Here is a 25,754-nt window from a genome sequence, read left to right as displayed (position 1 = left end):
AATATATAAAAACCATTCTTATGCTGTTAACCTCATAAAAATAGTAATTCACATCTTTTTTGTATTGTTTATTTTAAATATTAATAAAATTTCAGGTTATTATTTCTTTAGTAAACTTGCTCTCTAAATAGCAAAAATTTCTCACAGTTTTATATAATATCATAGTATTATTATATTGACAAATTATTTTAATTGATGCTTAAACAACCAATATTCTTTATATTTACCTAAAAACACTATTATAGCTTTAAAAAATGATATTTTCATACTACTACTTTATAAATTCATTTAAATCCTTCAAAATAATTATTTTTCCTCGTTCTAAATTTACATATCCCATTTGTTCAAATTTCTTTAACTTTCTACTAACAACTTCTCTAGTAGAATCAATTTCAAAAGCAAGTTCTTTATGTGTGCTATAAACAATTTTGTTTTTCTTACTTATGAGTAGCTTTGCAATTCTAGTTTCTAATGAATCATGTCTCTTTTCTTCTTTCTTTTCTATGACAGTATTAAATTTACTATATATATCTTTATACATATATTTTAAAAACTCACTATCTTTAAATAGCTGTTCTGTTACTATTTCAAACGGAATTATACATATTTTAGATTGTTGGAGTGCTTTTCCTATAATATTTAATGATTTAAAATTTAAAAGACAGCTTAATGCCTCATGACATAGTTCTCCCTTTTTAATATTAAAAAGATTTGTTTCTTCTCCATTTTCATTAATTCTCTGTATTTTTATTGTTCCATTTATAACAAATATGATGCCTTCGCAGGTACAATTTCCAGATGATATATACTCATCAGCATTTAATGTTTTAAATTTTGCTTTTTTACTTATTATTTTATTGTTTTCTTTGTCAATATACTCTAAAACTTTATAAATTTCATAAAATTCTTTTAAGTTCTTTTCTCTAACATTACTTGCAAAATTACTTTTTTCCATAATTCCTCCATCTAAAAATATATTATTTTAGCTTTATAATTTAAGTCGTTTTTAATATAATGCTCTTTATTACAATAATTTACTAGCATTATACTATTTAAAACAAAATTAAAAAAGATTATAAAATTATTTATTAATTAAAGATGCATTTAAGATTGCTGAACATTCTGATGGAAATGAACATAACTTAATAGCTAAACTTAAAACTTCTGAAAGCTATATTCCTTCAACTTTCATTATTAGCAGAAATTGATGTAAACTTTAATAGGTAGTCTAATTTTAATTTAGACTACCTATAACTATATATTTTAATATCATATACCATATCATTATTCCTGCACTGCATTTGGAAATATGCATGGTTCTAAAGTCGACTAGGCGATTTTATTCTATTATTTAAAATTATATTCTGTAACAATACTATTTCTATTCATAGTCTTATCATTATAATACTCATAAAAAGATAGTCCTAAAAAGCTTCCTGTTATGTTATAAACATTAGTATATCCTAAATTTTGAAGTGCTAAAGTTGCATTATAACTTCTTTGTCCTGTTCTGCAATGAAGGTATACTGGTGCATCTTTTGGTATTTCATCTACTCTTTCTCTAAGTTCACTTAATGGTATATTTTTTGAATTTTTTATATGACCATTTTCATATTCTCTTCTTTCTCTAACATCTATTATTACAGCATTATTTTCTACAAGTTCCCTAACCTTATCTATGTTAACTTGCTTAAAATCATTATTTAGTAAATTAGATCCAACATATCCTGCATAATTAACAACATCTTTTGCTGTTGAAAATGGTGGTGCATAACATAATTCTAAATCTTTTAAATCTTCTACTGTTCCACCAAATTTTATTGCTGTAGCCATTATATCTATTCTTTTAGTAACATCACCTTTACCTATAGCTTGAGCACCTAATATTTTCCCAGTTGGTACTTCATAAAGCATTTTAAAGTATATTGGTGAAGATTTCGGCATTATTCCAACTTTATCATTAAGTATTATATTTACTATATCATAATTTATATTCATATTAAGAACTTTTATTAATGATTCATTTAATCCTGTTGATGCTCCATTATAATTAAATACCTTTATAGCTGATGATCCTATATATCCTTTATTTATTGTACTTTTATTGTTTATATTATCTGCTACACTCCTTGCTGCCTTTTGAGCTGGTCCAGCTAGTGATAATTTAGTCATAGAATGAGTAAGGGAATTATACACTTCAATTACATCACCTACAGCATAAATACTATCATCGTTTGTTTTATAGTTTTTATCTACTTTTATTGCGCCTGTTTCTCCAAGTTCTATTCCCGCATCCTTAGCTAAAGTTACTTCTGGTGCAACTCCTATTGCCATAACAACTGCACTTGCATTCACTTTTTTTCCTGATGACAAAACTATAGTATCTTCTTCAAAACGCTCAACCTTATCTCCAACGATTAAATTTACACCATTATCATAAATTTCCTTATGAAGTATTTGTACCATATCATAATCAAAAGGTTTTAAAATTTGTTTAGTAGCTTCTATAAGTGATACATTAAATTCTGCTTTTCTTAAATTTTCAGCAGCTTCTACGCCTATGTAACCACCCCCAATTACAGCTACATCATTACTATTTATCTCCTTTAAATATCTATTTAATTTATCTATGTCAACTACGTTTCTTATTGTAAAAACATTAACTTTTTCAATACCAGGTATATTAGGCACTATTGGATGTGCTCCTGGAGATAAAATAAGTTTATCATAAGATTCTTTGTAAACTTCTCCACTCATTAAATCTTTGACATCTACAGTTTTATTTTTTCTATTAATTGAAATAACTTCATTATTTACTCTTGCTTTAATATTATATTGTGATATAAATTTTTCTGGACTCATTAAAACTAATCTATTAGGAGAATCTATTACTCCACTTAAATGATAAGGTAGTGCACAATTTGAAAAAGATACATGAGGTCCTTTTTCAAACATTATTATTTCATCTTCCTCACTATTTCTTCTAAGTCTTGCAGCTGCTGAGGCTCCTCCCGCAACTCCACCTACTATTAATATTTTCTTTTTCATAATATCATCCTCCTAATTATTATGTAACTTGATTTTTAACTTTACACTATAATATCAACACTGTTTTAAAACATTAACTTAAGTTACCTCTTTTTTGAGCCAACATAAGATCCTACCCCTCCAGAAACGTTAATAACATCATATCCCTGTTTTCTAAGACTACTACATGTTCTTGCACTTCTTCCCCCTGATTGGCACATTATGTAATATTCTTTATCTTTATTTAAATATTTATTAGGCTCATCTAAAAGCATATCCATTGGAATATTTTTAGCAGATTTTATGCTTCCATTTTTATATTCATAATCTTCTCTAATATCAATAAGTTCAACTTTTCCTATTAAATCATCAATATCATTAACATTAATTACTTTTCCATTCTCTCTTTTTAAAAATCCAAACATATTCTTCCTCCTGTTTTTTATATTAATCTTTTATAAGAAATTTAAATATCTATTTCTTATAAAAACTCATCTCTAACTTGTTAATTTCATTATAATTAACATATGTATTTTCTACTGTGACTTTATCACTTAGCAATAAGTAAAAACAAAAAAATCTATCATTATATATGCTTTTTAGGTTACCTTTTTTTATCATTGACCTAAATTATAATTTAAGTTATTTAAAGACTTCAGCTCTTTGTACTTTCTTAAATAATAAAAAATTCCTTTAGATATTTTGTGTATCTAAAGGAATTTTTATTAATCTTTTTTATGTGTCTTTTTACTATGTTTAACTCCACAATTATTAGCTTTCTTCTCCTTTTCTTGTTGGCTTGCACAAGAACAATCATGTTTTTCACTCATAATATTTATCGCTCCTAAAATAAATTTTTATTATAATTTTATACTACTATTTTGTTCAAGTTCTAAATATTTATTCTTTATTTTTAATTGTATTATTAAAAAACTCCCTTAGATATTTTATGTATCTAAAGGAGTTTTTATTTAATATTATTTGCTATTAATAATAATTTTAATTTATAGTATTCTCATAATTAAAATATTAGAACTAATATTTGGGGTAATAATATAGAAATTACTATTGCATATATTAGATCAAGCCAAACTATTGAACCATATGCACCAATATAAATTAGTCCAATCACTGGTGTTACTAAAATTTTAAATATTATAGACACTTCTTTATTCTTTAATATTGATTCAATCATATTTTCTGCATCAACTTTACTTGGAAATGCATGCATTAATATAGATATTCCAATCCATACTAAAAATAAATTTAACAAATTGTTATAATTTTTAAATTCAAATACTTCTATTGATACAGGCAACATAATAAACATTCCCAAAATGGTATTTATTAAAAATGGTCCTATTGAAACAAAAAAAGATTTTAATGGGTTATCTGCTGGTTCATGTACAACATAACCACAAGGATTTTTAAATTGAAAATATTTTACTTCATATACAGGAACCCTCATTAAACGGCAAAAAATTTGATGTGCTAATTCGTGTACAATAACACCTGGAAATGTTACTGCTGATATTAAAAAACCTGGTATAAAATACATAATCTAAATCCCCCTATTTATCCTAAATAATAATCATCAATAGTAATATTTCCATCTAAAAACTTCATTATATCATCATCAAATCCGTCTCCATTTGAAGTATATTCTTCTTTATATTTCTCAGCTTCATCGTCTTGTCCATTTGTTATAAGAGCAATAATTAAAGTTTCTAATACATAAGTTTCTTGTGGGTCTGCATCATAAGCTTTTTTAGCAAGATTTACTCCCTCTTGTTTATTCCCTTCAAGCATTTCTACTATAGCTAATCCCCTTAATGCACCTGCATTATCATTTTCTTTATTTAATACAGTATTAAACTTTTCTCTTGCACTATTAAAATCTTTTTCTCTACGTAAAATATTAGCTAATTGGATTTTACTATCAGTTATATTATTGTCTTCTTGAATAGATTTACTAAGATATTCTTTAGCTGCATTATTATCATTAGATGTAGATCCTAAATAATAATATAGTAATGATTTATTTTGACTCTTATCATTTAATAAAATTTTCAAATTATTTGATATTAGTTGGTTTTTTTCATTTGGACTAGCATTTTCATCTAAATTGCTTACAATATTTCCAAATGCATCATAAGTTTTATAATATGAATCAAGATATTTTGTGTATTCAGTAATTAAAGTATATGTTGAGTTATCTGCTTCTTTTCCTGATAAATAAGTATCTATTATGTATCCTGCATAATTATATTTACCATTTTCCATGGCTATTTCAATAATTTTTACAGCGGTATCTAGCGAATCAGGATATTCTTCTAATACATTTTGTAAATTTTTTAATGTACTATTTACTTCTCCTTTTTTTGCATTATCTTCTGCCGCAGAATATATTTTATAACTATTAAATACTTTTGGAAATTTTAAAAATGAAATCCCTATAAGAATAATAAGTCCTATAGCAAGAATTGCAAAGATCTTTGGAATTGGATAATGAATTTGTTCTTCTCTACATTTATTGCATAATATTGAATTCTTACATTGTGAAGTGTCTGCATTAACTTGTCCGCATTTATGACATATGCTTCTTTGATAATTCTCTTCATAAATTGAATGTGTTTGTTCATTGTATTCTGTCATATTTAATTTCCCTCCTTTAATTGTACATATTTTGGCATAACATATGAGATTCTACATTATTTTTCAAAATATGTCAATTAAAAGAATTTATATAAAATTCTGTAGTTTTATATGAAATCGTGGTCATCTTGAAATTCCTAATAATAATTACTACATATTTTTATAAAAAAACTTCCTGCTGGTACATCTACTTTTTCTAATTTAATTTCACCATCTTCTTCTGATAATTCTTTAGCATATTTCATAGCTTCCAACTTTATTTATGTATATATCAACATTTGTTTAAATCATAATTAATTATTGTTATACTTCGCTTATATTTATTATCGTAACTTTTTCTAAATAATTAACACATACTATATTAAAATGCATTAGCTTTATATAGTCATATTGAATCCTCATTTATATAACTTATATTTATAAGTAAAAAATTATACTTTATTAACACTAATATTTTTAAGCTATTAAAGAATCGGTTTTCTTACTTGTAAATAGAAAAAACCTATAAAATAGACGTTTTGTCTACTCTATAGGTTAATTTTATTATATTAACTTAAAATATTTATATTATTTCAAGACCTTAATTTATGATACTTAGCAATCACATTCAAAATTAAAAGAAGCATACTCAGCAAAAGTTTTTACTTTTAATGAAAGTGGATCACATAAATCAGTTTCAAATCCAAAACAGAACCTAAATGTATTCTCTACACAAGGTATCTCAGGTGTTGTTGATTCTGGCATACATGCTTCACAAACCTTAAATCTTAAAACATCTTCCTCCTCCTCATCACATACTAATACGCCTATAGCTACTTTTCTATTTTCACATGCAGTTACTGTTACATCAACTATTAATAATCTTCCTTGACATTTTAAGTTAGTAATTTCTATTGGAACATTTGTAGATTCTTCACAACCTACAAAGTTAGCATCAACAGCTTCGTTACAGCAACAATCACACTCAGAAGAACAATCAGTACTGTACCTAACTTGTGCTATTCCAAATCCAAGTGCCGGTGGTACTATAATTTCAATACGATCAAATGGAGTATCGCAACATGTTTTTGCAGCAAATAACCTTGCACCATTTGGAGTAGTAACTGTTCTAACTATATTTCCTACAAACTCATTTCCTGAATAAAATTCAACAGTAAGAGGAAATGTTCCAAAAAGATTAGCTTCCATTTCAAATCCAAAAATGCAAGATGGTTCAGATAAAGTTATAGTCATAGAATTTTGGAAGTTTGAAAATAGTACATCTGGAGTAGAATCTTCAGATAATGGAGGTGAAGACCAATTATTCCAACCTGAAGGTACATTAAGTTTTTGCATATTTGAACTAAAAGTAACTGTTTGAGTACCATCAGTTATAGAGTTTAAAAAGGTTCCTTGTGATATACCTGAAATATCTATTTTTTTTGTAGCTGCTGTATAAGCAGTATCCGGGTTATCAAAAGTAGTAAAACAATCTAAAGCAACTAAAGTCGTAGGTTGTTTTACATTTTTTGTTTCTTGATTCATATATTTATCAACTAAAGTTGGACTGTAGCAATAACTTATTTCTAAATTTCTAATTTCATCTATAGTGTTTTCACAATTAATATTATCATTCATAATATCTTTCTCCTTTGAATAATTTAGATATTTTTCATCTTAATATATACTATTTTTTATATGACAAAATGTTATTTATTATTTAGATTATTCTAATATACTTACAATGTTACTTTTTAATTTTAAAATATACACTTTCTATTTATCGTCATTCCTTAAAGTCAATTTGTAACATTAATATTATTTTCGACATAAAATATAATATTATATGGAGGTGACTACTAGTGAAAACAAATGACTATGATATTCCAACTGAAGTAGAGCATATTGTATTTCCCAAATACTGTGATTGTCTAAATAAAAAAATCAACACCTCATTAGAGGACACTGGGAAATTATTATTAGTTAAAGTACACTTAAAAAATATTTTATATGATAAAAATTTAGCTGTAGGAGTTTTAGTTTTTGAAGGACCTATCTTACGAGCATTTAAAGTAAAAGAAATTTACACTGGTAATTGTGATGGAATGTGTAAATATCATGATATTAAAACCCCTACTTATTATTTTGTTTTTGCTGATAAAGAAGATTGCTCTAAAAAAGATTTTTCCATTAAAATTATAAAAAATTATACCAATATAAATAAGTGATAAAAATATTAAATTTATACAATATAGTTCTTTTATTAACTAAGTTCATTAATAGTTGTCATAGAAAATATTATTGATTGCATAATCATCACTAAAAAACTGTACTAAAATCTTAGTACAGCTTTTATATATTATTTAACTTAATTACAGTAAAAATTAAACTTTACTATAAATTAAACCTTAATAATATAGTTGAAAAATTTACTATATTATTAAGGTTTAAATACTTTTACAACATATATTAAGGTATTATGTATTTCTTCTTTAAGGTTATATATTACAATATTTGGTTATTCTATGTTGACGTTTTCATTGCATTAGACTATACTAAATATATTTGGTAAATTTTTTCAAATGGGAGGTTGTTTTATGGACACTAAATATTCAAATTTATTTGAACCAATAAAAATTGGTAATCTAGAAATTAAAAACAGATTTGTAATGGCCCCTATGGGACCTGCTGGATTATGCTCAGAAGATGGTAGTTTTAATGAACAGGGAATAGAGTATTATGTTGAAAGAGCAAAAGGTGGTACTGGTTTAATAATAACTGGTATTACTTATGTTGAAAATGAAATTGAAAAATGTACTATGCCTTCTATGCCTTGTCCAACTATTAATCCTGAAAATTTTATAAAAACAGCAAAAGTACTTACAGAAAGAGTTCATGCATACAATTCAAAGATATTTTTACAATTAACTATGGGTTTTGGTCGTGTTAGTATCCCTAGCATGGTTGGTGGCGTTCAACCAATAGCACCATCTGCTATACCTCATAAATGGGTACCTGATATAAAATGTAGAGAACTTACAATAGAAGAAATTGAAACTTATATAAAAAGATTTGGTGAATCAGCTTCTATAGCAAAAGAGGCTGGATTCGATGGAATCGAAGTCCATGCTGTTCATGAGGGATATCTTCTTGATCAATTTACTATTGCATTGTTTAATAAAAGAACAGATAAATATGGTGGAAGCTTACAAAACAGATTAAGATTACCTATAGAAATTCTTAAATCAATAAAAAATGCTTGTGGAGAAGATTACCCAGTATCCCTTCGTTATAGTGTTAAAAGTTATGTAAAAGGCTTAAATGATGGCGCCTTACCTGGAGAAGACTTTGAAGAAAAAGGTCGTGATCTTAAAGAAGGTCTTGAAGTTGCTAAAATACTAGAAGAGGCCGGATACGATGCATTTAATTCTGATGCTGGTACTTATGATTCATGGTATTGGAATCACCCTCCTATGTATTTTAAAAAAGGAATGTATCTTTCATTAAATGAAAAGTTAAAACAAGTGCTTAAAGTTCCTGTTATTACTGCTGGAAGAATGGACAATCCTGATCTAGCAAGTGATGCTATTGCTACTGGCAAAACAGATATGATTGCTTTAGGAAGACCACTTTTAGCAGATGCATATATTCCTAGAAAAATTAAAGAAGAAAAAATTAAAAACATTCGTCCATGTTTATCTTGTCATGATGGATGCATGGGAAGATTAGCTACTGGTGGCGGAATTTCTTGTGCTGTAAATCCATCTACAGGTAGAGAAAAGGACTTTGAATTACACACAGTTAAAGAAATCAAAAATGTAATGGTTATAGGCGGTGGTGTTGCTGGATGCGAAGTTGCAAGAGTTTGCGCTATCAGAGGCCATAAAGTTTCTTTATATGAAAAAACAGATAAATTAGGTGGAAATATTATACCGGGAGGAGTTCCTGATTTTAAAGAAGATGACAGAGCTCTTATAAAATGGTATGAAAATGAATTAAAAGAAAATAACATCGATATTCATTTTAATATTGCAGTTACAAAAGATTTAACTGATAAATTAAATCCAGATGTAATTATTGTGGCTACAGGTTCAACACCTAAAATATTAAATTTAGAAGGAAATAAAAATAAAGTTTATACTGCTCAAGATGTACTTTTAGGAAATAAAACTCCTGGAAATTCAACTGTTATTCTTGGTGGTGGTTTAGTAGGTTGTGAAACAGCCCTTTGGCTTGTAAAACAGGGTAAGAAGGTTACTATAGTTGAAGCTCTTTATGATATATTAGCTTCTGGTCCTGAAATATGTCATGCAAATAGCCAAATGCTAAGAGATTTATTAGCTTTTTATAAAGTTGATATTAAAACAAAATCTATCTTATCTAAAGTAGCTGATGACGGTGCTATAATAATAGAAGATGATAAAGAAGTGACAATTCCTGCTGATTCTGTAATTTTATCTGTTGGTTATAATTCTGAAAAATCGCTATATAATGAATTAAAATTTAATGATAAAGAAGTATACCTATTAGGAGATGCAAGAGAAGTTAGAAATATTTTGACTGCCATTTGGGATGCTTTTGAGGTAGGTAGAAATATATAAAATTTAATATTGCTTTAATGATGTAGAGCTTATATTTTTTTACAAAGTTCAACATTCAATTAAAACATAGTAAATAAAAAAAGTGACTATCTAACAAAAATTTTGTTGGATAGTCACTTTTTAATCTCTAATAAAATCTGTTCATCTTACTCATTGCCAATAACTTTGATACTCCTGTCTTTTCCCATTCTTCAACTTGTTCAATAGCTTCCTGAGGAGTTTTTCCTAATCCTACAAGTACACCTGATAAAATAAATTCCTGATATAAATGTTCTGGATTAATTCCTGCCTTATCTTCTGCTAATGCACGATTAACTAATGGGGTAATATATTTAACCCAATCATCAGGAGTAAAGTTAGATTTATTTTGCATTTCACTTCTGTTCATAGTTACAGTATTCATTCTATTATTTGCTTTAAGTATCCCAACTTTAGATAGGGTACTTAAAAATTTAGGCACTCCATGACACGATTTGAATTGTTCTGTTAAATCTTTACCTGCTGTAAGTCCAAAATGTGTTCCGTTAGCCCAAACTGCCTTTTCGCTTAAATCATAAACTATACCTTCTATGGCCACATAAGCAGGTTTTCCGTTACTTCCATCATACTGTGCTAATTCTTCTAATGTAAATTCTCTTTGTTCTCTATAATTATCTCCTATAAGTTCTCTAATAGTTTTGACATCAAAATATATAGACATATCTACCTCGCAAATATTTTTCTCTATATTAGTATAGTTTAAAACTAGTAAATGTTTAAATATTCTTTTTTAAATTCTAAATATCCATTTTTTCTCAAATTACAAGTTAGACATTTTCCACAGCCATTACCTATTGTTACACTTGGTCATAATATTAGAATGTGTTTTAAATCAATATTAATGAATTATCATATCTATAGTATAATAAGCATAATCTAAATATTGGATATTTATTTTTATAGCATTATAGTAAAATCTTTAATATTTATTTATGAGCTGGCCATTTGCATTCTGTAAATTGTATTTCTGTAAACACAGCATTAAATGAAGATTTTTCTGGACTACAAGCATATACTCCTATACGTATTTCATCACTTGCTTTAAATAAATGGAAAATTCTCATTTGTTTAAAATTAACTCCGTCATATGAATTTTCAATACAATAGTCATTTTCACGACGACTAAGTCTATAATACATTTGTTTGTATTTTGCAGAAATATCAGTAGTTGCCCAATCCGAATAACCATAATTAGTTACTACGCTTCCAAGTCTTTGGTATTCTTCATTTTGATATTCAATAGATGCTTTAAACCAATTATCACTATCCTGATAAATTATAACACCACATTGATCAAAACGATGATTACTGTCAAATTGAGTTTTCACTAAAAAAGAAAATTCTTTTTCTTTTGTGCTAACTAACAATGCTGGTGCATTATTGTTTTGAAATCCATAATAAGTTCTTTGCCAAAGATCTGTTCTTGGCTCAGTTTTAATAACAATCTTTTCATCTGATATAGTATATGTTTTGGGTTCAAAAATCCAAGACGCTTCATTATTTTTAAATAACATTGTCTTCCCTCCATTTAGTATTATTCTTCATCTATAATTCTTATAACTCTACAAGGATTTCCTACAGCTACTGCATTATCTGGAATATCCTTTGTAACGACACTTCCTGATCCAATTACTGCATTTCTCCCTATTTTAACTCCTGGATTTATAGTTGTTCCTCCACCAATCCAAGCTCCATCTCCTATTTCAATAGAATGTGCATACTCTAGTCCTGAAATTCTTTGTGAAGGTGATAATGGATGTCCTGCTGTGAAAATATTCACATTAGGACCTATAAGTACATTCTTTCCTATTGTTACTTTAGCACAATCTAATATTGTACAATTATAATTTACATAAGAATTTTCACCCCAATGAATATTGTATCCATAGTCACATCTAAAAGGTGGTTCTATATAAAAATTTTCACCTACATATCCAAATAACTTTGAAATCAATTCATTTCTCTTTTCTACGTCACTTGGGTGTAATGAGTTGAATTCAAAAATCACCTCTTTAGCATGTTGTCTTTCAGAAAATAGTTCTTCTCCAAGAGCTAAATATAAGTCTCCATTTAACATTTTTTCTTTTTCAGTCATAATTAATTCTCCTTTATATATCCCTTATAATTTAATCAGTAAATTTACTTTATCTACTTTTATATTTTGAAAAATATCTCTATAATGATATTATATTTAATTTAAATAGTATATACTTGCAATAAATTGATAATAAATAACACAAAACTGACATTAATGGTGATAAGATGATAAAAGATAATTGTAAAGAAAAAAGAGAGCATGGTAGTTTTTTACTACCGCTAGGCATATATAATGTTTCCTTAGGTAATATTGAAAAATCAATAACAGCACATTGGCATAATGAACTAGAATTAATTTTAGTTTTATCTGGACAATTTAATTTAAAAATCAATGCAGATTCTTATACTTGTAAAAAAGGTGATATAATCCTAATAAATAGCGGATTTCTTCATTATTTTAGTACTGAAGAAAATCATTCTAGCACTTGGAATTCTATTGTTTTCAATATGGAGCAATTAAATAGCAATATTATTGATAATTGTTCCGTTAACTTTATAACTCCTATAATAAATAATGAATTTGAACTTCCAGTAATTATTAATAAAGATTCTCTTATTAATAATGAATTAAAAAATATAATATTAAATATTACTGATACTTATAATTCAAAATATTATGGTTTTGAACTAGAAATCAAATCATTGCTTTTTAGATATTTTTCTCTTCTATTTAAATTTAATTTGATAAAAAAGAAAACAAATAATACATATTTAAATAAAGAAAAAATTGAAAAAATTAAAATTATACTCAAATACATACAAGAAAATTATAATAAAGAAATAGATATTAATACACTTTCTTCTATATGCCATTACAATCAATATCACTTTATGAGATTTTTCAAAAAGTACACTGGTAAAACCTGCATTCAATTTATAAAAAATTATAGATTAGAAAAAGCTGCAAGTTTAATTTCAAATACTGATTTATCTATAACTGAAATTTCATTGGAAGTTGGCTTTACTAATATATCCTATTTTATTCGAAGTTTTAAAGAAAAATATAATACAACTCCTAAAGAATTTAAAACAAGGCTTTAAATAATATCATTTAAAGCCTTGTTTTGTTATAAAAATAAGAAAATTTTTCTTTAATGTATATCTATTAGTACGTAAATTAACTCATTAGAAAATCTAATACATTCCATCCGCCCTTTGTATTGGCCTTGTACAATTCTGTATAACCACATTGAGAACAGGATATTGTAATAAACTTCTTATTCTGAATATCGAATATCTTAGCAAAGTTTCCACCAGTTGCTTGAAATTGATCACTCTCATATTTATTACATCCGCATTTTGAACAAACATATTGACGTTTTTCCATAACATCCTCCTTGTATAATTTAGTTGTAATATTTGATAAAAAGCCACTTATCCTTCTAACTAACATTACATTTCTTATTATTTTTAATATTTTTATTTATTACTTTGCCCGTGCTTTTAAATAATTACATATCCAGTTTTGCTTATACATATAAACACCATGATAAAGCATAGACAATCTTCTTTAATTATTATATTAACATATCTAATTTATACTTTTCCTTAATCTATCCTTAAATTTACATTATAAATTATAACTTACCTTATAATAGAAATCTTCTAAATATATTATGAAAACTTACAAATAACTGTCTTAAACTATATTTTGAAAGTTTTATATAAGTCATTGTATTGTAAAAGTCTATACAATATAGTAATAGTTACATGCCATAAAAATTTCACCAAATAATTTCATATAAGAATGTCCCTAGATATGCTAAAAATATTTTAAATTATACTCTTTGATAAAAAGATTAATATGTGATAAAATTAATTTAACCCTTACTTTAAGGATATTCCTGAGAGAAAAGGTAAAAATTTTAAAAATGTTCTGAAATACATGAGGGTTCTACCCAAATGAGAAGGCAAATATATAATTAAGTATTTATCTCTATGCCTTTTTTGCATAGAGTTTTTTATTTTGTGCCAGATTGGTTTTATACAAATTTTAAAAAGGCATATTGATAAAAATTCAAAGTTCATTATCACATTATGAATTTTGTTATTTACTTAATATTTAAGAAGGGATGGATATTTATGGATACAAGAATTGCTTTAATAGGCATAATAGTTCAAGATACAACTGTAACTGAAAAAGTAAATACTATCTTGCATGATTATAATAAATATATAATTGGAAGAATGGGACTTCCTTATAAGGAAAAAAATCTTGCCATTATAAGTATTGTAGTTGATGCTAGTAATGATATTATAAGTTCATTATCAGGTAAATTGGGTATGCTTAAAGGCATAAATGTAAAAACTATGTATTCAAAAACAAATTAATCCCTATTAACTTTAATGTTGTCAGAACAGCTTTAATAAAATTAATATGGAAAGAAGATGTTTGACATGTATAATGTAAAATCAAGTATAGCAACTGAATTTATTAATAACGAAGAGATTTTAGAAACTCTTAAGTTTGCAGAAGAAAATAAGAGAAATAAAGTTTTAATTAATGAAATTTTAGAAAAGGCAAAAGAATATAAAGGCCTTTCTCATAAAGAAGCTGCTGTACTACTTGAATGTGATTTAGATGAAGAAATAGCCAAAATACATGATTTAGCTAAAGAGATAAAACAAAAATTTTATGGAAATAGAATTGTTATGTTTGCACCTCTTTATTTATCAAATTATTGTGTAAATGGATGTACTTATTGTCCATACCATCATCAAAACAAACATATAAGTAGAAAGAAATTAACTCAAGAAGAAATTAAGAGAGAAGTAATTGCTCTTCAAGATATGGGACATAAAAGACTTGCTTTAGAAACTGGAGAAGATCCTATTAATAATCCAATAGAATATGTTCTTGAAAGTATAAAAACTATTTATAGCATAAAACATAAAAATGGTGCTATAAGAAGAGCGAATGTTAATATAGCAGCTACAACAGTTGAAAACTATAGAAAACTTAAAGAAGCTGGAATTGGAACATATATTTTATTCCAAGAAACTTATAACAAAGAAGCTTATGAAAAACTTCACCCAACTGGACCAAAACATGATTATGCTTATCATACAGAAGCTATGGATAGAGCTATGGATGGTGGAATTGATGATGTTGGTTGTGGTGTTTTATTTGGATTAAATCTTTATAGATATGATTTTGTTGGTCTATTAATGCATGCTGAACATTTAGAAGCTGCTAAAGGAGTTGGCCCTCATACTATAAGTGTTCCTAGAATAAGACCTGCTGATGATATAAATCCTGAAGATTTTGCAAATGCAATTTCAGATGAATTATTAGAAAAAATAGTAGCTATTCTTAGAATTGCAGTACCATATACAGGAATTATTGTTTCTACAAGAGAATCTCAAGAAGCAAGAGAAAAACTTTTAAAAGTTGGTGTTTCACAATTAAGTGGTGGTTCTTGTACAAGCGTTGGTGGATACGTTGAAAAAGAAAAAGAAGAAGATAATTCTGCTCAATTCGATGTAAATGACAATAGAACATTGGATGAAATAGTTAACTGGTTATTAGAGATGGGACACATTCCTAGTTTCTGTACTGCTTGTTATAGAGAAGGAAGAACTGGGGATAGATTTATGAGTCTTGTTAAATCTGGTCAAATAGCAAACTGTTGTCAGCCTAATGCTTTAATGACTTTAAAAGAATACTTAGAAGATTATGCTTCTTTAAAAATTAAAAAAAATGGTGAAAAAGTAATATCAAAAGAAATTACTAGAATTCCAAGTGATAAAGTTAAAGAGGTAGTAATTAAACATTTAGAAGAATTAAATGAAGGTAAACGTGACTTTAGATTCTAATATCAATTCAAAGGCTATTGCATATTATTTTGCAATAGCCTCTATTTAAATATAATACACTTACATATAATTTAAACCAAAAATTTATATTTTTGCAAACTTTAATTTATTCAAATTCTGAATTATCTATATAATTTTTAAATATATAGATTTCTTACCCATCTTCAGTTTTTATCTTTGTTAATTCATCTGATCCAAATAAGTATTTTTTTACCTTTAACAGTATATTTATTATTTTCTATTGAATTTATTGAAAAATTAGAATCTATAAACATTATATTTAAATCGTCAATTGTTCCAACAAATGTTGAACATATTTTTTATTAAATAAATCTTCTTTAGTGACTTCTTTTTCATCATAAAAATTATATGTTCCTGGCTTCTCTTCAAATAAATAACAATCTAAAGGTTTGATATTATTTAAAGTGATTAAATAATTTCCAGTATATTTACTATTTTTAAAGTTTTTTGCAGTTATTATTTTCTTTGTTCCCTCTCAATCTTTTTTAAATATTAACTCACTACTTCTTTCTGCTTTATGAATTTCTTTTTCTGATGTATCTATATACTGTCCCATAGTCCAAAAATAATTACTTTTATAATATGACTCAAAATCTATTACTATTTGATTAAAAGTACTATTTTCAATATTACTTTTAGCTCCCTTAACTTCATATTCATAATAATCATTAGCTTTTATAGGCTTTTCACTACTAAATATAATTATGGCTCCTTTCAACATCCCTATGTATATTTTTCCTTCTATCTTATATGATAAATTATTATCTTTTATAATTTCTTCTGAAACTATATTCTCATCTTTAAATGCTTCTGAGATTTTATAATATTTAGTATCTTTGATATCATTTAACTTTACTTTTAAATTTGTATTATAATCCATGTTTCTAAATTCATTAACTTCGTTTACAGCTATAAATTTTTTATCTTCTAAATTATTATTCTTAAAATTTATTGCCAAAGCTAATAATATTACCATCATAAAAAATATAATCAAAACAGAACTGATTCTTTTTGATAAAAATTCAGACTTTTTATGTTGAATTTCTTTTTTCACTATTTTTTTCATTGGAGCCTTATACTCTTTAGCTTTTATTATTTTAACTTGTGATCCTTTTAATCTTTCTTCTGTATTATTTAAATATTTTTTTGCACTCCTATTTCTAGGATATATCTCTAAAAATTTTATAAAGTTTTCTTTTGCTAAACTTAAATTATCAGTATAATAATAGCCAATACCTAGATTATACAGTGCCTTTGCATTAGTATCTTTTGATAAATAAAAATCCAAATATGGTATAGCTTCTTCATAAGATTGTTTCATGCTCAAAATATTTCCAATACTTAAAGCTAAATCTAAATTTGCATTATCTATTTTAAAAGCTGTTTTATAAAATTTTAGTGAATTATCAATATCATTAATTTTAAAATAAAACTCTGCTATAAAACTCAATAAAATAGGATCATTTTTGAATATTTTATATGCAAAAAATAAATATTCTTTTGCTTCATAAAATTTATTATTATTTAATGATTCATATGCATTTTCTCTTAAATTTAAATATTCATCGATAAATTTAGCATTTATCAACTTTAAATATTCATATCTAAATTTATTAGTATTGTAGCATTTAACTTTATTACAATTTCTTAAAATTTTAATAAATTCATCTACATATTTTCTATCATATTTCTTATATAAGTCTACTTCGTTTTTACTCCAATTAAAATACTTATCTAATTTAACCCAAATCATTACAGGTAAATTTTTAGTTTCCAATAAAAATCTAATCATCTTATCCTCTATAATTTGGAAACTATGAACATTCCAAACTGCATCCATATTCAACAACTTGTCCCATTCATATACATCTATTAATAGTGATTTATCCATATAAATTGAGTTTAATCTGTTTGAAAATTCTTCAATTTGTTCTTCTATGTTTGCATTATTTTCTTCACTTTTTTCGTAATTCTTCGTATTATCTTTACTTATTATGATTTCTTCTGAATTAACATCATCTTCAACTATATCTACATCTTCAACTATATTTAATTGGTAATTCGTACTTTTAGATATACTATTATCTGATTCTTTATTTAAAATATTTTCTTTATTTTTCTTTGCACATTTTATAGCTTTATCATATGCCTCTCTTAATCTTTGATATCCTTCTGCATCATCTTCCGGATTATGTATTTTAAGTAATTTTGCATAAGCTTTTTTTATAGTCTTTATATCGCTATCATAGCTTATTTCTAAAATATCCCACCAGTTCATATTAATAGTATTTCTCCAATTCATCTAATCTTTTAGAAAATAATTTTGCACCTTTTTCTATATTTACAGAATTTTGAGTTGATAAAATTTTTTCAAATTCAATTAATAATTTTGATATATAATCTCTCTTATCGCCAAGAGATTCTTCATATAGTCTTTCTCCCCTAGCTAAAAGTAATCTATTTTCTGTTTTATCCCTTGGATGAATTTTAATCTCTTCAAGAAATTTTATTCTGTCTTTTATTTCTTCTTCTGACATATACTTTTCAGAATTTTGAATTACTATCGACTTCTTTTCTCCAGTAGTTATTGTAAGTACTTCTACCTCTAGTAAACCATTAATATCATATGTATATCTAACATCAACCATTTGCTGTCCAGCCTTTGCAGGTGGAACTGAAATTTCTAATTCTCCAAGCTTTATGTTGTTTTCAACTTTTCTGCTTTCACCTTGGTATACATCTATTTTTATTTCCTTTTGATTATCCATAACTGTTACTAAGCTTTTCACTTTACTTATTGGAATTGGTAAATTTCTTTCAATTATAGGTAAAAAATATCCATCTTCATAACCATCTTCCCCTAAATATTCAACTACATTTACACCTAAAGTGTATGGGCATACATCTGTTAATACTAACTCTTCTAAATCAGAATTTCTTTCTTTTAGAGCACCTTGTATAGCTGCACCTAAAACTACAGCTTCATCTGGGTTTATATTCGAATAAGGCAGCTTATTAAACATCTTGCTAACTATAGACCTAATAAGTGGCATTCTTGTACTTCCCCCAATTAAAATTACGGCTTCAATATCTATTGGAGATATATCTGCATCCCTAAGAGCTCTTTCTACTGGATGTCTTAATCTCAAAATTATATCTGAACATATTTTTTCAAATCTACTTCTATTTATTTCTATTTCAAAACATTTTTCATTTATAATTAAGCTCATGTTAGCAATTTCCTTGTCTGATAATGTTTTTTTACAAAGTTCTGCTTGTTTAGAAAGAACTGATAATGTCTTTTTATCTAATGAATTTATATTTAAATTATTCTTTGTTGCAAAATAATCTACTAATAATTTATTAAAATCTTCACCACCTAAATAATTATCGCCAGCTATAGATTTTACTTCCATAACCCCCTCAAATAATTCAAGTATTGAAATATCAAAAGTCCCTCCGCCTAAGTCAAATACTAAAAATTGAGTTTCTTCATTTTTTTGATTAATCCCATAAGCTAACGCTGCTGCTGTTGGTTCACTAATTAATCTTTCAACTTTAAGACCAGCAAGTTCTCCTGCGCTTTTAGTGGCTTTTCGTTGTGCATCATTAAAATATGCTGGAACACTTATAACTGCTTCTGAAATTTCTTCACCTATATATTTTTCCACATCTTCTTTTAATGATTTTAAAATAAATGAAGATAATTCTTCTGGACTAAATGTATAACACCCCATATTAAATTTTTTTGATGTTCCCATAAATCTTTTAAAATTACATGCTGTTAATTCTGGATGAGTTATAAGTCTTTCCTTTGCCACATCACCTATTAATATCTCACCATTTTCATCTACACTAACAATTGAAGGTGTTAGATATTTTTTTAATACATTTGGTATAATTGTGGGTTGTCCATCTTTCCAAATAGCAACTAAGCTATTTGTAGTTCCTAAATCTATTCCTATAATCGCCATGATTACCTCCTACTATATAAGCTTAACTTTATATAAAAATAAGAGCCTAAACTACACAGACTCTTATTTTGGTGTTATGATATTTATAAATATATTTTATGTATAATTATCTCTATTTATCCATGCAAAACATTATGTAAACTACTATATTTTATAACTTTCATTAATTCTTTTTTAGCATTCTTAAATATTATATCATTTAAGTTTAATATTTTCAAATTTATAACTTTTATTCTTTTAATTTCCTTATAATTTTATATTATAATTTACAAAAATCAAAAATTAATAATCTATTTAAATAAAATTACCCCCAGCACATATATTTATCATACTTCTTCCCTAGATATTTAATAACATAACAATAGGGAGCTGTTGATAAATATTTATTTTACAACAGCCCAATTTTATTCTACTATAGCTATATCATATATGATTTTACAAGTCTCTTTACACCATACACAGTCGATTTCCTGGTGTGCAGGACTTTCTATATGAACATTATAATGCTGATTTAACAATAACTTCATTTTACATTATATATGTGTATCACAATTATTCACTGTATCTTTTTCCTGCCATCCACCTCATTTGTTGCGCTATATATTATGTAACGAGTATAAAAAATTGTTACAAATTACTCTTATTTTACTTATTGCAATTTCTAATAATATCTATATTTACTCTTTTAGGTGGTTCCCCTTCATTTTTTCCTCTTACTGTAACTTCTTCTACTGAAATATTCATCTCTCTTGATATTATCTCTTTTACTCTAGGTCTGCAAAAATTACCTTGGCAAAATCCCATTCCTGCTCTTGTACGTCTTTTTATAGCATCTGTAGATTTTATTGGAATCCCTCTATTCATTGCATCTATTATCTCTGCTTCAGTCACACATTCACACCTGCATATTATATTTTTCTTTGGATCTTCATCATCTATCTTTCCAGCAAAATCTTTGTCCTTTTTAATTATTATAGGTTTTCTATACGGATTAAATCTTTCATTTTTAATTAACTTTAATCCAGATTCTTTAATAATTTCAACTATTTTTTCTGCTATAGCTGGTGAAGATGTTACCCCTGGTGAATCTATGCCTGCAGCATTTATAAATCCTTTAATATTACTTTCACCTATGACAAAATCGCCTGAACTACTAACTGCTCTTACCCCTGCAAAAGTAGTTAAAGCTTTACTCACATCAAAATTTGGTATAGACTTTCTTGCTGTTTCTATTATATTTTCAATGCTTTCTTTATCTGTTCCTATGTCTTCTCTATCATCTGTTTGTTCAGCATCAGGTCCTATCATAAAATTCCCATGATAAGTTGTAGTAACCAGTATTCCTTTTCCCTTTTCTGTAGGAACTGGGAAGATAACTCTATTTACAAGATATCCTTGATCTTTTGTAGAAAGTACATACTGTCCTCTTTTAGGCAATATTTTAAATTGATTTAATCCTATCATATTAGCTATTTTATCACTATAAAGCCCCGCTGCATTTACAACATACTTACTCTCTATTATTCCATTATTTGTACTTATTTTAAAAGCTTCATCTTTTTTCTCTATACCTAATACTGTTGTTTCTAATTTTAAATCTACTCCATTTTCTATTGCATTCTCAGTAAGTGCTATTGTCATCTCATAAGGAGAAACTACTCCAACACTTTTAGCATATAATGCAACTTTTACTTCTTTATTTATATGAGGTTCTAATTCTTTTATTTTATCTCCATGTATTATATCTAAATCATTGCATCCAACTTTTAAACCATTTTCATATAAATCTTCTATTTTCTTTTCATCTTCTTCATTAAATCCTATTACTAATGCACCTGGTTTTCTATATCCAAAATTAAGTTCTTTTTCAAGATGACTATACATACTATTTCCTTTTATACATAATTCACCTTTTAAAGTTCCATATTTAGCTACATATCCACCATGTACAATACCACTGTTTGCTTTTGAAGCTCCTGTTGCAACATCCTCTTCCTTCTCTATAAGACACACTTTTAAATCATATTTTGATAATTCTCTAGCAATAGCTGATCCAACTATTCCTGCTCCTATAATACTAACATCATACATAAATTGCCCTCCCAAATTTAACATTTTATATTAAATGATATTTATTATTATTTAATTAATATTATTTTACAACTTTTAAAAATAAAATACTAGTATAATTTCATAAAACTTTTAAAATTTAGAAATTTAATTTTCTTATTCTTTACATTATATATTATGTATAATAAATTTATATAAAATACTTGATATGAATAAGTGATTTATTTAAAAATAAAAAAATCAACCCATATTAACTACAGGTTGATTTTTTGCATTGCTAACTTTTTTGGGTTATAAATTTAATTTTTAAAATAAACATCCTATGTTTACCTATGGATTATCTTTTTTTAACTTTTGGAAAATACTTTGTATGAAGTAATTCATGAGCCTTGTGGCTTAATGGATGATCTAAATATTTCTCATAGAGAGCAATTACTTCTGGATTTTCATTAGATCTTCTAAGCACTTTACTTCTATCTATTTCATTTAATCCTTCTGCCCTTTTTTCTAAAACTTGTTGTTTATTTTTTCTTATTTTAGGTTGGCCACCGCCACCTACGCATCCACCTACACAAGCCATTATTTCTATTGCATGAAAGAATTCTTCACCTGATCTTATTTTATCTAGCATCTTTGCAGCTTCTTTAAGTCCATGTGCAACCCCTATTCTAAGCTTAAGATCACCTACTTCAAGTTCACAAATTCTAAATCCATCCCAGCCTCTAAGGCCTTCAAATTCTATATTATCAATTCTTTTTCCTGTCATATTTTCAATTGCTGTTCTAGTGGCAGCTTCTATAACGCCTCCAGTTCTACCAAAAATAATTCCAGCACCAGTATATTCTCCCATAACAGTATCTATTTCTTCATCTTCAATTTCTTTTAAATCTATTCCTGAATTTTCAAATATTTTTATAAGTTCTTTTGTAGTAATTACATAGTCAACATCGTAATTCATATCTACCGAAAATTCTACTCTTGATGCCTCATATATTTTAGCAACACATGGCATAATAGCAACTGAAGTTACTTCTTCTCTTGAAAGCCCTTTTTCCTTTGCCCATATTTCTTTTGCTATGGTAGCAAACATCTGCATCGGTGATTTTGCAGAAGAAGGAACTTCCAACATATCTGCATAATTATTTTCTATAAACTTAATCCATGAAGGACAACATGAAGTAAGAATTGGAAGCTTAACACTTTCATCTCCTGCCAAATATTTTTCAAGTCTTTCTTGAAGTTCTGCGGCCTCTTCCATTATAGTTAAATCAGCTCCCCAAGTAGTATCAAAAACATAATTCACTCCTAATTTTCTAAGACCAGCTGCTATCTTCTTTTCTACATTTTCCCCTGGTTCAAATCCAAATGCTTCACCTATTGCAACTCTTATAGCTGGTGCCATTTGAGTAATTACAATTTTATTAGGTGTAGCTAAATCTCTAAGAAACTTTATTGTATTATCTCCTGCTGTTATAGCATCAACAGGACAAGCTGATATACATGCTCCACAATGAGTACATTTGTTGTAATCTATATTATGTTGCTTTTTTAATTCTCCTTCTATGCAGTCAACAGGACAAGCTCTTTTACAGCTTCCACATCCAATACATTTTTTTGTAATTGTTAACTTTATAAGATGATTACATTGTGCTGTATAGCATTTCTTTTCTTCTATATGTTCTTCTATTTCTTCATAAAAATTTTCAACTATTTCTTCCATTATATTATGCTTTTGATTCATCTTATCTTTTACAATATCTGCAAGACTTCTTAAAATATACACATCACGCATATCAGATACACCCTTACTTATTCTGTCTAAAACCTTAAGCATTCTAGTTATTTCATCTTTAACTATTTTATAATTTTCATAAGTACCATCTTTAATTTTTGCCAGCAAATATTCTATGTAAAATTTTCCATATTGGATTATACAATCTTCTTCTGATAAAACAATAATAGCTCTACTAATATTTTCATAAAATAATCCAAAATCAAATTCTTTGTCCAAGCTACTTTCATTTAAAAAACCACCAAAAGGAATTCCTATCTGAGCAGATTTAAAACTACTATTGTGTACAAGACCTCCACAAAGCTCTAATATATCTCTAAGCGTTGCACCTTCTGGAACTTCTATTATTCCTGGATTATTTATTTTTCCGCAAATAGCTATACTTCTTTTTTCATTTCCTGTTATTTCTTTCAATTCCCCTTCACTAAAAGTTGAAAATACGGAACCTAATAAACTTTGTATATATGTATTCTTTTTGTGTGACATAATATCAACTCCCTAAATTTAAAATCATATTAAATAATTTTAAGTTTTTCATTAAAATTTATTTTATGTAAAGATAATTACTCTTTAATTATATTATACACTATATTTAACCATTAAAATAAGAGTTTATATATATAAACTCTTAAAAAAAATCGTCAAGGTCACTTTAAAGCCGTCGATTTTTTAGCCATGTACCATTTTCAAACGCAGTGCATAAATAACAGTGCGGCATATAATTATTATTTACTTTTTATTTGAATTTTTGCTTTGTGAATTTAATGAAGAATTATTATTCTCTTTTTGTTCTGCTTTATTTAAATTATCATTTTTTGAATTTGAAGAATTATTTTCTTCTTGTTTTTCTGGTTTATTTTGATTAAACTCTTTATCTTTATTGTTATTACTGTTATTATCACTATTCTTCTTCTCTTGTTTAAGTACATTTTCTTTTTCTAAATAATTAGTAGAATCTTCTCGCTGAATTTTATTTTCTATTTCTTCATCAGAAATATTGTTTTCATAATTGTTATTTAAATCGTCATTTATTTTATCACTATTTTCTTCATTAGTTACTTTTCTTAATTCTTTATTTTTCTTTTGTATTTCTTTTACAGAAAGATTTTTATAATCTTCTACTTTTATATTTGAATCTAATGCTTGAAGTTTTTGTATAAGATTTAATTTACCTGGTGTTATTCCTAGTTTTCTTGCTTCATCTCTTCTTTGTAATGCAATATTATCTTCTGCAATTTCTGCTTGAATTTCATTTTTATCTAAAACTTCATCTGCTGCAACTTTTAATGAGTCTTCAAGTTCTTCTGAAATTGTAGCATTATCTGTAGCAGTTGTAAGTGATATAACTGCCTCATTATCAGAAGTTATATAACCTTTATCAATAGCATTTTCAATTAATGTACCCACTGCTTCATTAACATTATCATTTTTTAAATCTGTACTTTCTAATATATTTTTACCATCTTCATTATATCCTTCAGCAGATACAACTTGGTCAAGTCTATTTACACCTAATTCAACACTTGGATTAATATCAAGACTTACATATGCTACTGGAGTATTAGCATAAGCGTATCCTCCACCCCCTATTATTACCATTGAACATAACATTACTCCACTTAAAATTAACTTTCTTTTCATATAAAATCCCCCTAAAAATTCATGATAGTGTAAACTTGTTTA

20 protein-coding genes are annotated in these 25,754 nt (G+C 26.6%); 5 read left to right on the top strand and 15 right to left on the bottom strand.

From position 1 onward, the window contains the following. Positions 1-271 precede the first annotated feature (271 nt). The 6 genes from NG904_RS13205 to NG904_RS13180 all read right to left on the bottom strand — a co-directional run bounded on the left by NG904_RS13205 (position 272) and on the right by NG904_RS13180 (position 7,299). A complete protein-coding gene (locus NG904_RS13205) occupies positions 272-955 on the bottom strand; it encodes a Crp/Fnr family transcriptional regulator (protein WP_252231935.1) in 684 nt (227 codons plus the stop codon). A gap of 392 nt (positions 956-1,347) precedes the next feature. Next, positions 1,348-3,048 carry an FAD-dependent oxidoreductase gene (locus NG904_RS13200; RefSeq protein WP_252231933.1) on the bottom strand — a complete coding sequence of 567 codons (1,701 nt, stop codon included), beginning with the start codon at positions 3,046-3,048 and terminating at the stop codon, positions 1,348-1,350. A gap of 83 nt (positions 3,049-3,131) precedes the next feature. Beyond that, positions 3,132-3,452, bottom strand: a complete 321-nt coding sequence (locus tag NG904_RS13195) for a rhodanese-like domain-containing protein (RefSeq protein WP_252231931.1) — start codon at positions 3,450-3,452, stop codon at positions 3,132-3,134. Positions 3,453-4,048: 596 nt separating this feature from the next. Beyond that, complete coding sequence (locus tag NG904_RS13190) at positions 4,049-4,585, bottom strand: metalloprotease family protein (protein ID WP_252212159.1); 537 nt, start codon at positions 4,583-4,585, stop codon at positions 4,049-4,051. Positions 4,586-4,602: 17 nt separating this feature from the next. After that, a complete protein-coding gene (locus NG904_RS13185) occupies positions 4,603-5,682 on the bottom strand; it encodes a tetratricopeptide repeat protein (protein ID WP_252231929.1) in 1,080 nt (359 codons plus the stop codon). A gap of 594 nt (positions 5,683-6,276) precedes the next feature. Further along, positions 6,277-7,299 carry a hypothetical protein gene (locus tag NG904_RS13180; RefSeq protein ID WP_252231927.1) on the bottom strand — a complete coding sequence of 341 codons (1,023 nt, stop codon included), beginning with the start codon at positions 7,297-7,299 and terminating at the stop codon, positions 6,277-6,279. 224 nt (positions 7,300-7,523) lie between these two features. Here NG904_RS13180 and NG904_RS13175 point away from each other — a divergent pair, with 224 nt between their 5' ends. Next, positions 7,524-7,889 (top strand): hypothetical protein, encoded by a 366-nt coding sequence (locus NG904_RS13175; RefSeq protein ID WP_252231925.1) that lies wholly within the window; start codon positions 7,524-7,526, stop codon positions 7,887-7,889. A gap of 369 nt (positions 7,890-8,258) precedes the next feature. After that, positions 8,259-10,262, top strand: coding sequence for an oxidoreductase (locus NG904_RS13170; RefSeq protein ID WP_252231923.1), 2,004 nt, complete (start codon positions 8,259-8,261; stop codon positions 10,260-10,262). A 127-nt stretch (positions 10,263-10,389) separates the two neighbouring features. On the opposite strand, the gene NG904_RS13165 is transcribed toward NG904_RS13170, so the two are convergent. The 3 genes from NG904_RS13165 to NG904_RS13155 all read right to left on the bottom strand — a co-directional run bounded on the left by NG904_RS13165 (position 10,390) and on the right by NG904_RS13155 (position 12,396). Further along, positions 10,390-10,962, bottom strand: a complete 573-nt coding sequence (locus NG904_RS13165) for a cytochrome b5 domain-containing protein (protein WP_252231921.1) — start codon at positions 10,960-10,962, stop codon at positions 10,390-10,392. A gap of 265 nt (positions 10,963-11,227) precedes the next feature. Beyond that, a complete protein-coding gene (locus tag NG904_RS13160; protein ID WP_252231919.1) occupies positions 11,228-11,815 on the bottom strand; it encodes a DUF1349 domain-containing protein in 588 nt (195 codons plus the stop codon). 20 nt (positions 11,816-11,835) lie between these two features. Continuing rightward, positions 11,836-12,396 (bottom strand): sugar O-acetyltransferase, encoded by a 561-nt coding sequence (locus NG904_RS13155; RefSeq protein ID WP_035787079.1) that lies wholly within the window; start codon positions 12,394-12,396, stop codon positions 11,836-11,838. Between the two features lie 167 nt (positions 12,397-12,563). Between NG904_RS13155 and NG904_RS13150 the strand changes: the two genes are divergently transcribed. After that, positions 12,564-13,439, top strand: a complete 876-nt coding sequence (locus tag NG904_RS13150) for an AraC family transcriptional regulator (protein ID WP_252231917.1) — start codon at positions 12,564-12,566, stop codon at positions 13,437-13,439. Between the two features lie 76 nt (positions 13,440-13,515). On the opposite strand, the gene NG904_RS13145 is transcribed toward NG904_RS13150, so the two are convergent. Next, entirely contained in the window at positions 13,516-13,725 is a 210-nt protein-coding gene (locus NG904_RS13145) for a zinc ribbon domain-containing protein (RefSeq protein WP_012423473.1), read from the bottom strand. A 755-nt stretch (positions 13,726-14,480) separates the two neighbouring features. Between NG904_RS13145 and NG904_RS13140 the strand changes: the two genes are divergently transcribed. After that, on the top strand, positions 14,481-14,729 hold the full coding sequence (locus NG904_RS13140) for a TM1266 family iron-only hydrogenase system putative regulator (protein ID WP_252212140.1): 249 nt from the start codon (positions 14,481-14,483) through the stop codon (positions 14,727-14,729). 66 nt (positions 14,730-14,795) lie between these two features. Further along, a complete protein-coding gene (gene hydG, locus NG904_RS13135) occupies positions 14,796-16,214 on the top strand; it encodes a [FeFe] hydrogenase H-cluster radical SAM maturase HydG (protein WP_252231994.1) in 1,419 nt (472 codons plus the stop codon). Between the two features lie 496 nt (positions 16,215-16,710). On the opposite strand, the gene NG904_RS13130 is transcribed toward hydG, so the two are convergent. The 5 genes from NG904_RS13130 to NG904_RS13110 all read right to left on the bottom strand — a co-directional run bounded on the left by NG904_RS13130 (position 16,711) and on the right by NG904_RS13110 (position 25,712). Further along, positions 16,711-18,537, bottom strand: coding sequence for a J domain-containing protein (locus NG904_RS13130; RefSeq protein WP_252231915.1), 1,827 nt, complete (start codon positions 18,535-18,537; stop codon positions 16,711-16,713). Then, on the bottom strand, positions 18,515-20,209 hold the full coding sequence (locus NG904_RS13125; RefSeq protein ID WP_252231914.1) for a molecular chaperone HscC: 1,695 nt from the start codon (positions 20,207-20,209) through the stop codon (positions 18,515-18,517). The genes NG904_RS13130 and NG904_RS13125 overlap by 23 nt, the downstream gene beginning before the upstream one ends. A 645-nt stretch (positions 20,210-20,854) precedes the next feature. Beyond that, a complete protein-coding gene (locus NG904_RS13120; RefSeq protein ID WP_252231913.1) occupies positions 20,855-22,300 on the bottom strand; it encodes an NAD(P)/FAD-dependent oxidoreductase in 1,446 nt (481 codons plus the stop codon). Between the two features lie 316 nt (positions 22,301-22,616). Continuing rightward, positions 22,617-24,557: a [FeFe] hydrogenase, group A gene (locus tag NG904_RS13115; protein WP_252212138.1), complete on the bottom strand. Its 1,941-nt coding sequence runs from the start codon at positions 24,555-24,557 to the stop codon at positions 22,617-22,619. Positions 24,558-24,800: 243 nt separating this feature from the next. After that, a complete protein-coding gene (locus NG904_RS13110) occupies positions 24,801-25,712 on the bottom strand; it encodes an anti-sigma-I factor RsgI family protein (protein ID WP_252231912.1) in 912 nt (303 codons plus the stop codon). Positions 25,713-25,754 lie beyond the last annotated feature (42 nt).

Origin of the sequence: Clostridium sp. ZBS15 (assembly GCF_023845705.1) — a bacterium.
GTDB classification, from domain to species: domain Bacteria; phylum Bacillota; class Clostridia; order Clostridiales; family Clostridiaceae; genus Clostridium; species Clostridium aquiflavi.
This window is presented reverse-complemented; position numbering and strand designations above follow the sequence as displayed.

Bases quoted from the DNA above. Each gene is read 5' to 3' on its own strand.
- NG904_RS13120 (WP_252231913.1), bottom strand. From the start codon at position 22,300: ATGTATGATGTTAGTATTATAGGAGCAGGAATAGTTGGATCAGCTATT.
- NG904_RS13205 (WP_252231935.1), bottom strand. From the start codon at position 955: ATGGAAAAAAGTAATTTTGCAAGTAATGTTAGAGAAAAGAACTTAAAA.
- NG904_RS13145 (WP_012423473.1), bottom strand. From the start codon at position 13,725: ATGGAAAAACGTCAATATGTTTGTTCAAAATGCGGATGTAATAAATAT.
- NG904_RS13180 (WP_252231927.1), bottom strand. From the start codon at position 7,299: ATGAATGATAATATTAATTGTGAAAACACTATAGATGAAATTAGAAAT.
- NG904_RS13125 (WP_252231914.1), bottom strand. From the start codon at position 20,209: ATGGCGATTATAGGAATAGATTTAGGAACTACAAATAGCTTAGTTGCT.
- NG904_RS13115 (WP_252212138.1), bottom strand. From the start codon at position 24,557: ATGTCACACAAAAAGAATACATATATACAAAGTTTATTAGGTTCCGTA.
- NG904_RS13160 (WP_252231919.1), bottom strand. From the start codon at position 11,815: ATGTTATTTAAAAATAATGAAGCGTCTTGGATTTTTGAACCCAAAACA.
- NG904_RS13165 (WP_252231921.1), bottom strand. From the start codon at position 10,962: ATGTCTATATATTTTGATGTCAAAACTATTAGAGAACTTATAGGAGAT.
- hydG (WP_252231994.1), top strand. From the start codon at position 14,796: ATGTATAATGTAAAATCAAGTATAGCAACTGAATTTATTAATAACGAA.
- NG904_RS13185 (WP_252231929.1), bottom strand. From the start codon at position 5,682: ATGACAGAATACAATGAACAAACACATTCAATTTATGAAGAGAATTAT.
- NG904_RS13170 (WP_252231923.1), top strand. From the start codon at position 8,259: ATGGACACTAAATATTCAAATTTATTTGAACCAATAAAAATTGGTAAT.
- NG904_RS13200 (WP_252231933.1), bottom strand. From the start codon at position 3,048: ATGAAAAAGAAAATATTAATAGTAGGTGGAGTTGCGGGAGGAGCCTCA.
- NG904_RS13155 (WP_035787079.1), bottom strand. From the start codon at position 12,396: ATGACTGAAAAAGAAAAAATGTTAAATGGAGACTTATATTTAGCTCTT.
- NG904_RS13110 (WP_252231912.1), bottom strand. From the start codon at position 25,712: ATGAAAAGAAAGTTAATTTTAAGTGGAGTAATGTTATGTTCAATGGTA.
- NG904_RS13130 (WP_252231915.1), bottom strand. From the start codon at position 18,537: ATGAATTGGAGAAATACTATTAATATGAACTGGTGGGATATTTTAGAA.
- NG904_RS13150 (WP_252231917.1), top strand. From the start codon at position 12,564: ATGATAAAAGATAATTGTAAAGAAAAAAGAGAGCATGGTAGTTTTTTA.
- NG904_RS13190 (WP_252212159.1), bottom strand. From the start codon at position 4,585: ATGTATTTTATACCAGGTTTTTTAATATCAGCAGTAACATTTCCAGGT.
- NG904_RS13195 (WP_252231931.1), bottom strand. From the start codon at position 3,452: ATGTTTGGATTTTTAAAAAGAGAGAATGGAAAAGTAATTAATGTTAAT.
- NG904_RS13140 (WP_252212140.1), top strand. From the start codon at position 14,481: ATGGATACAAGAATTGCTTTAATAGGCATAATAGTTCAAGATACAACT.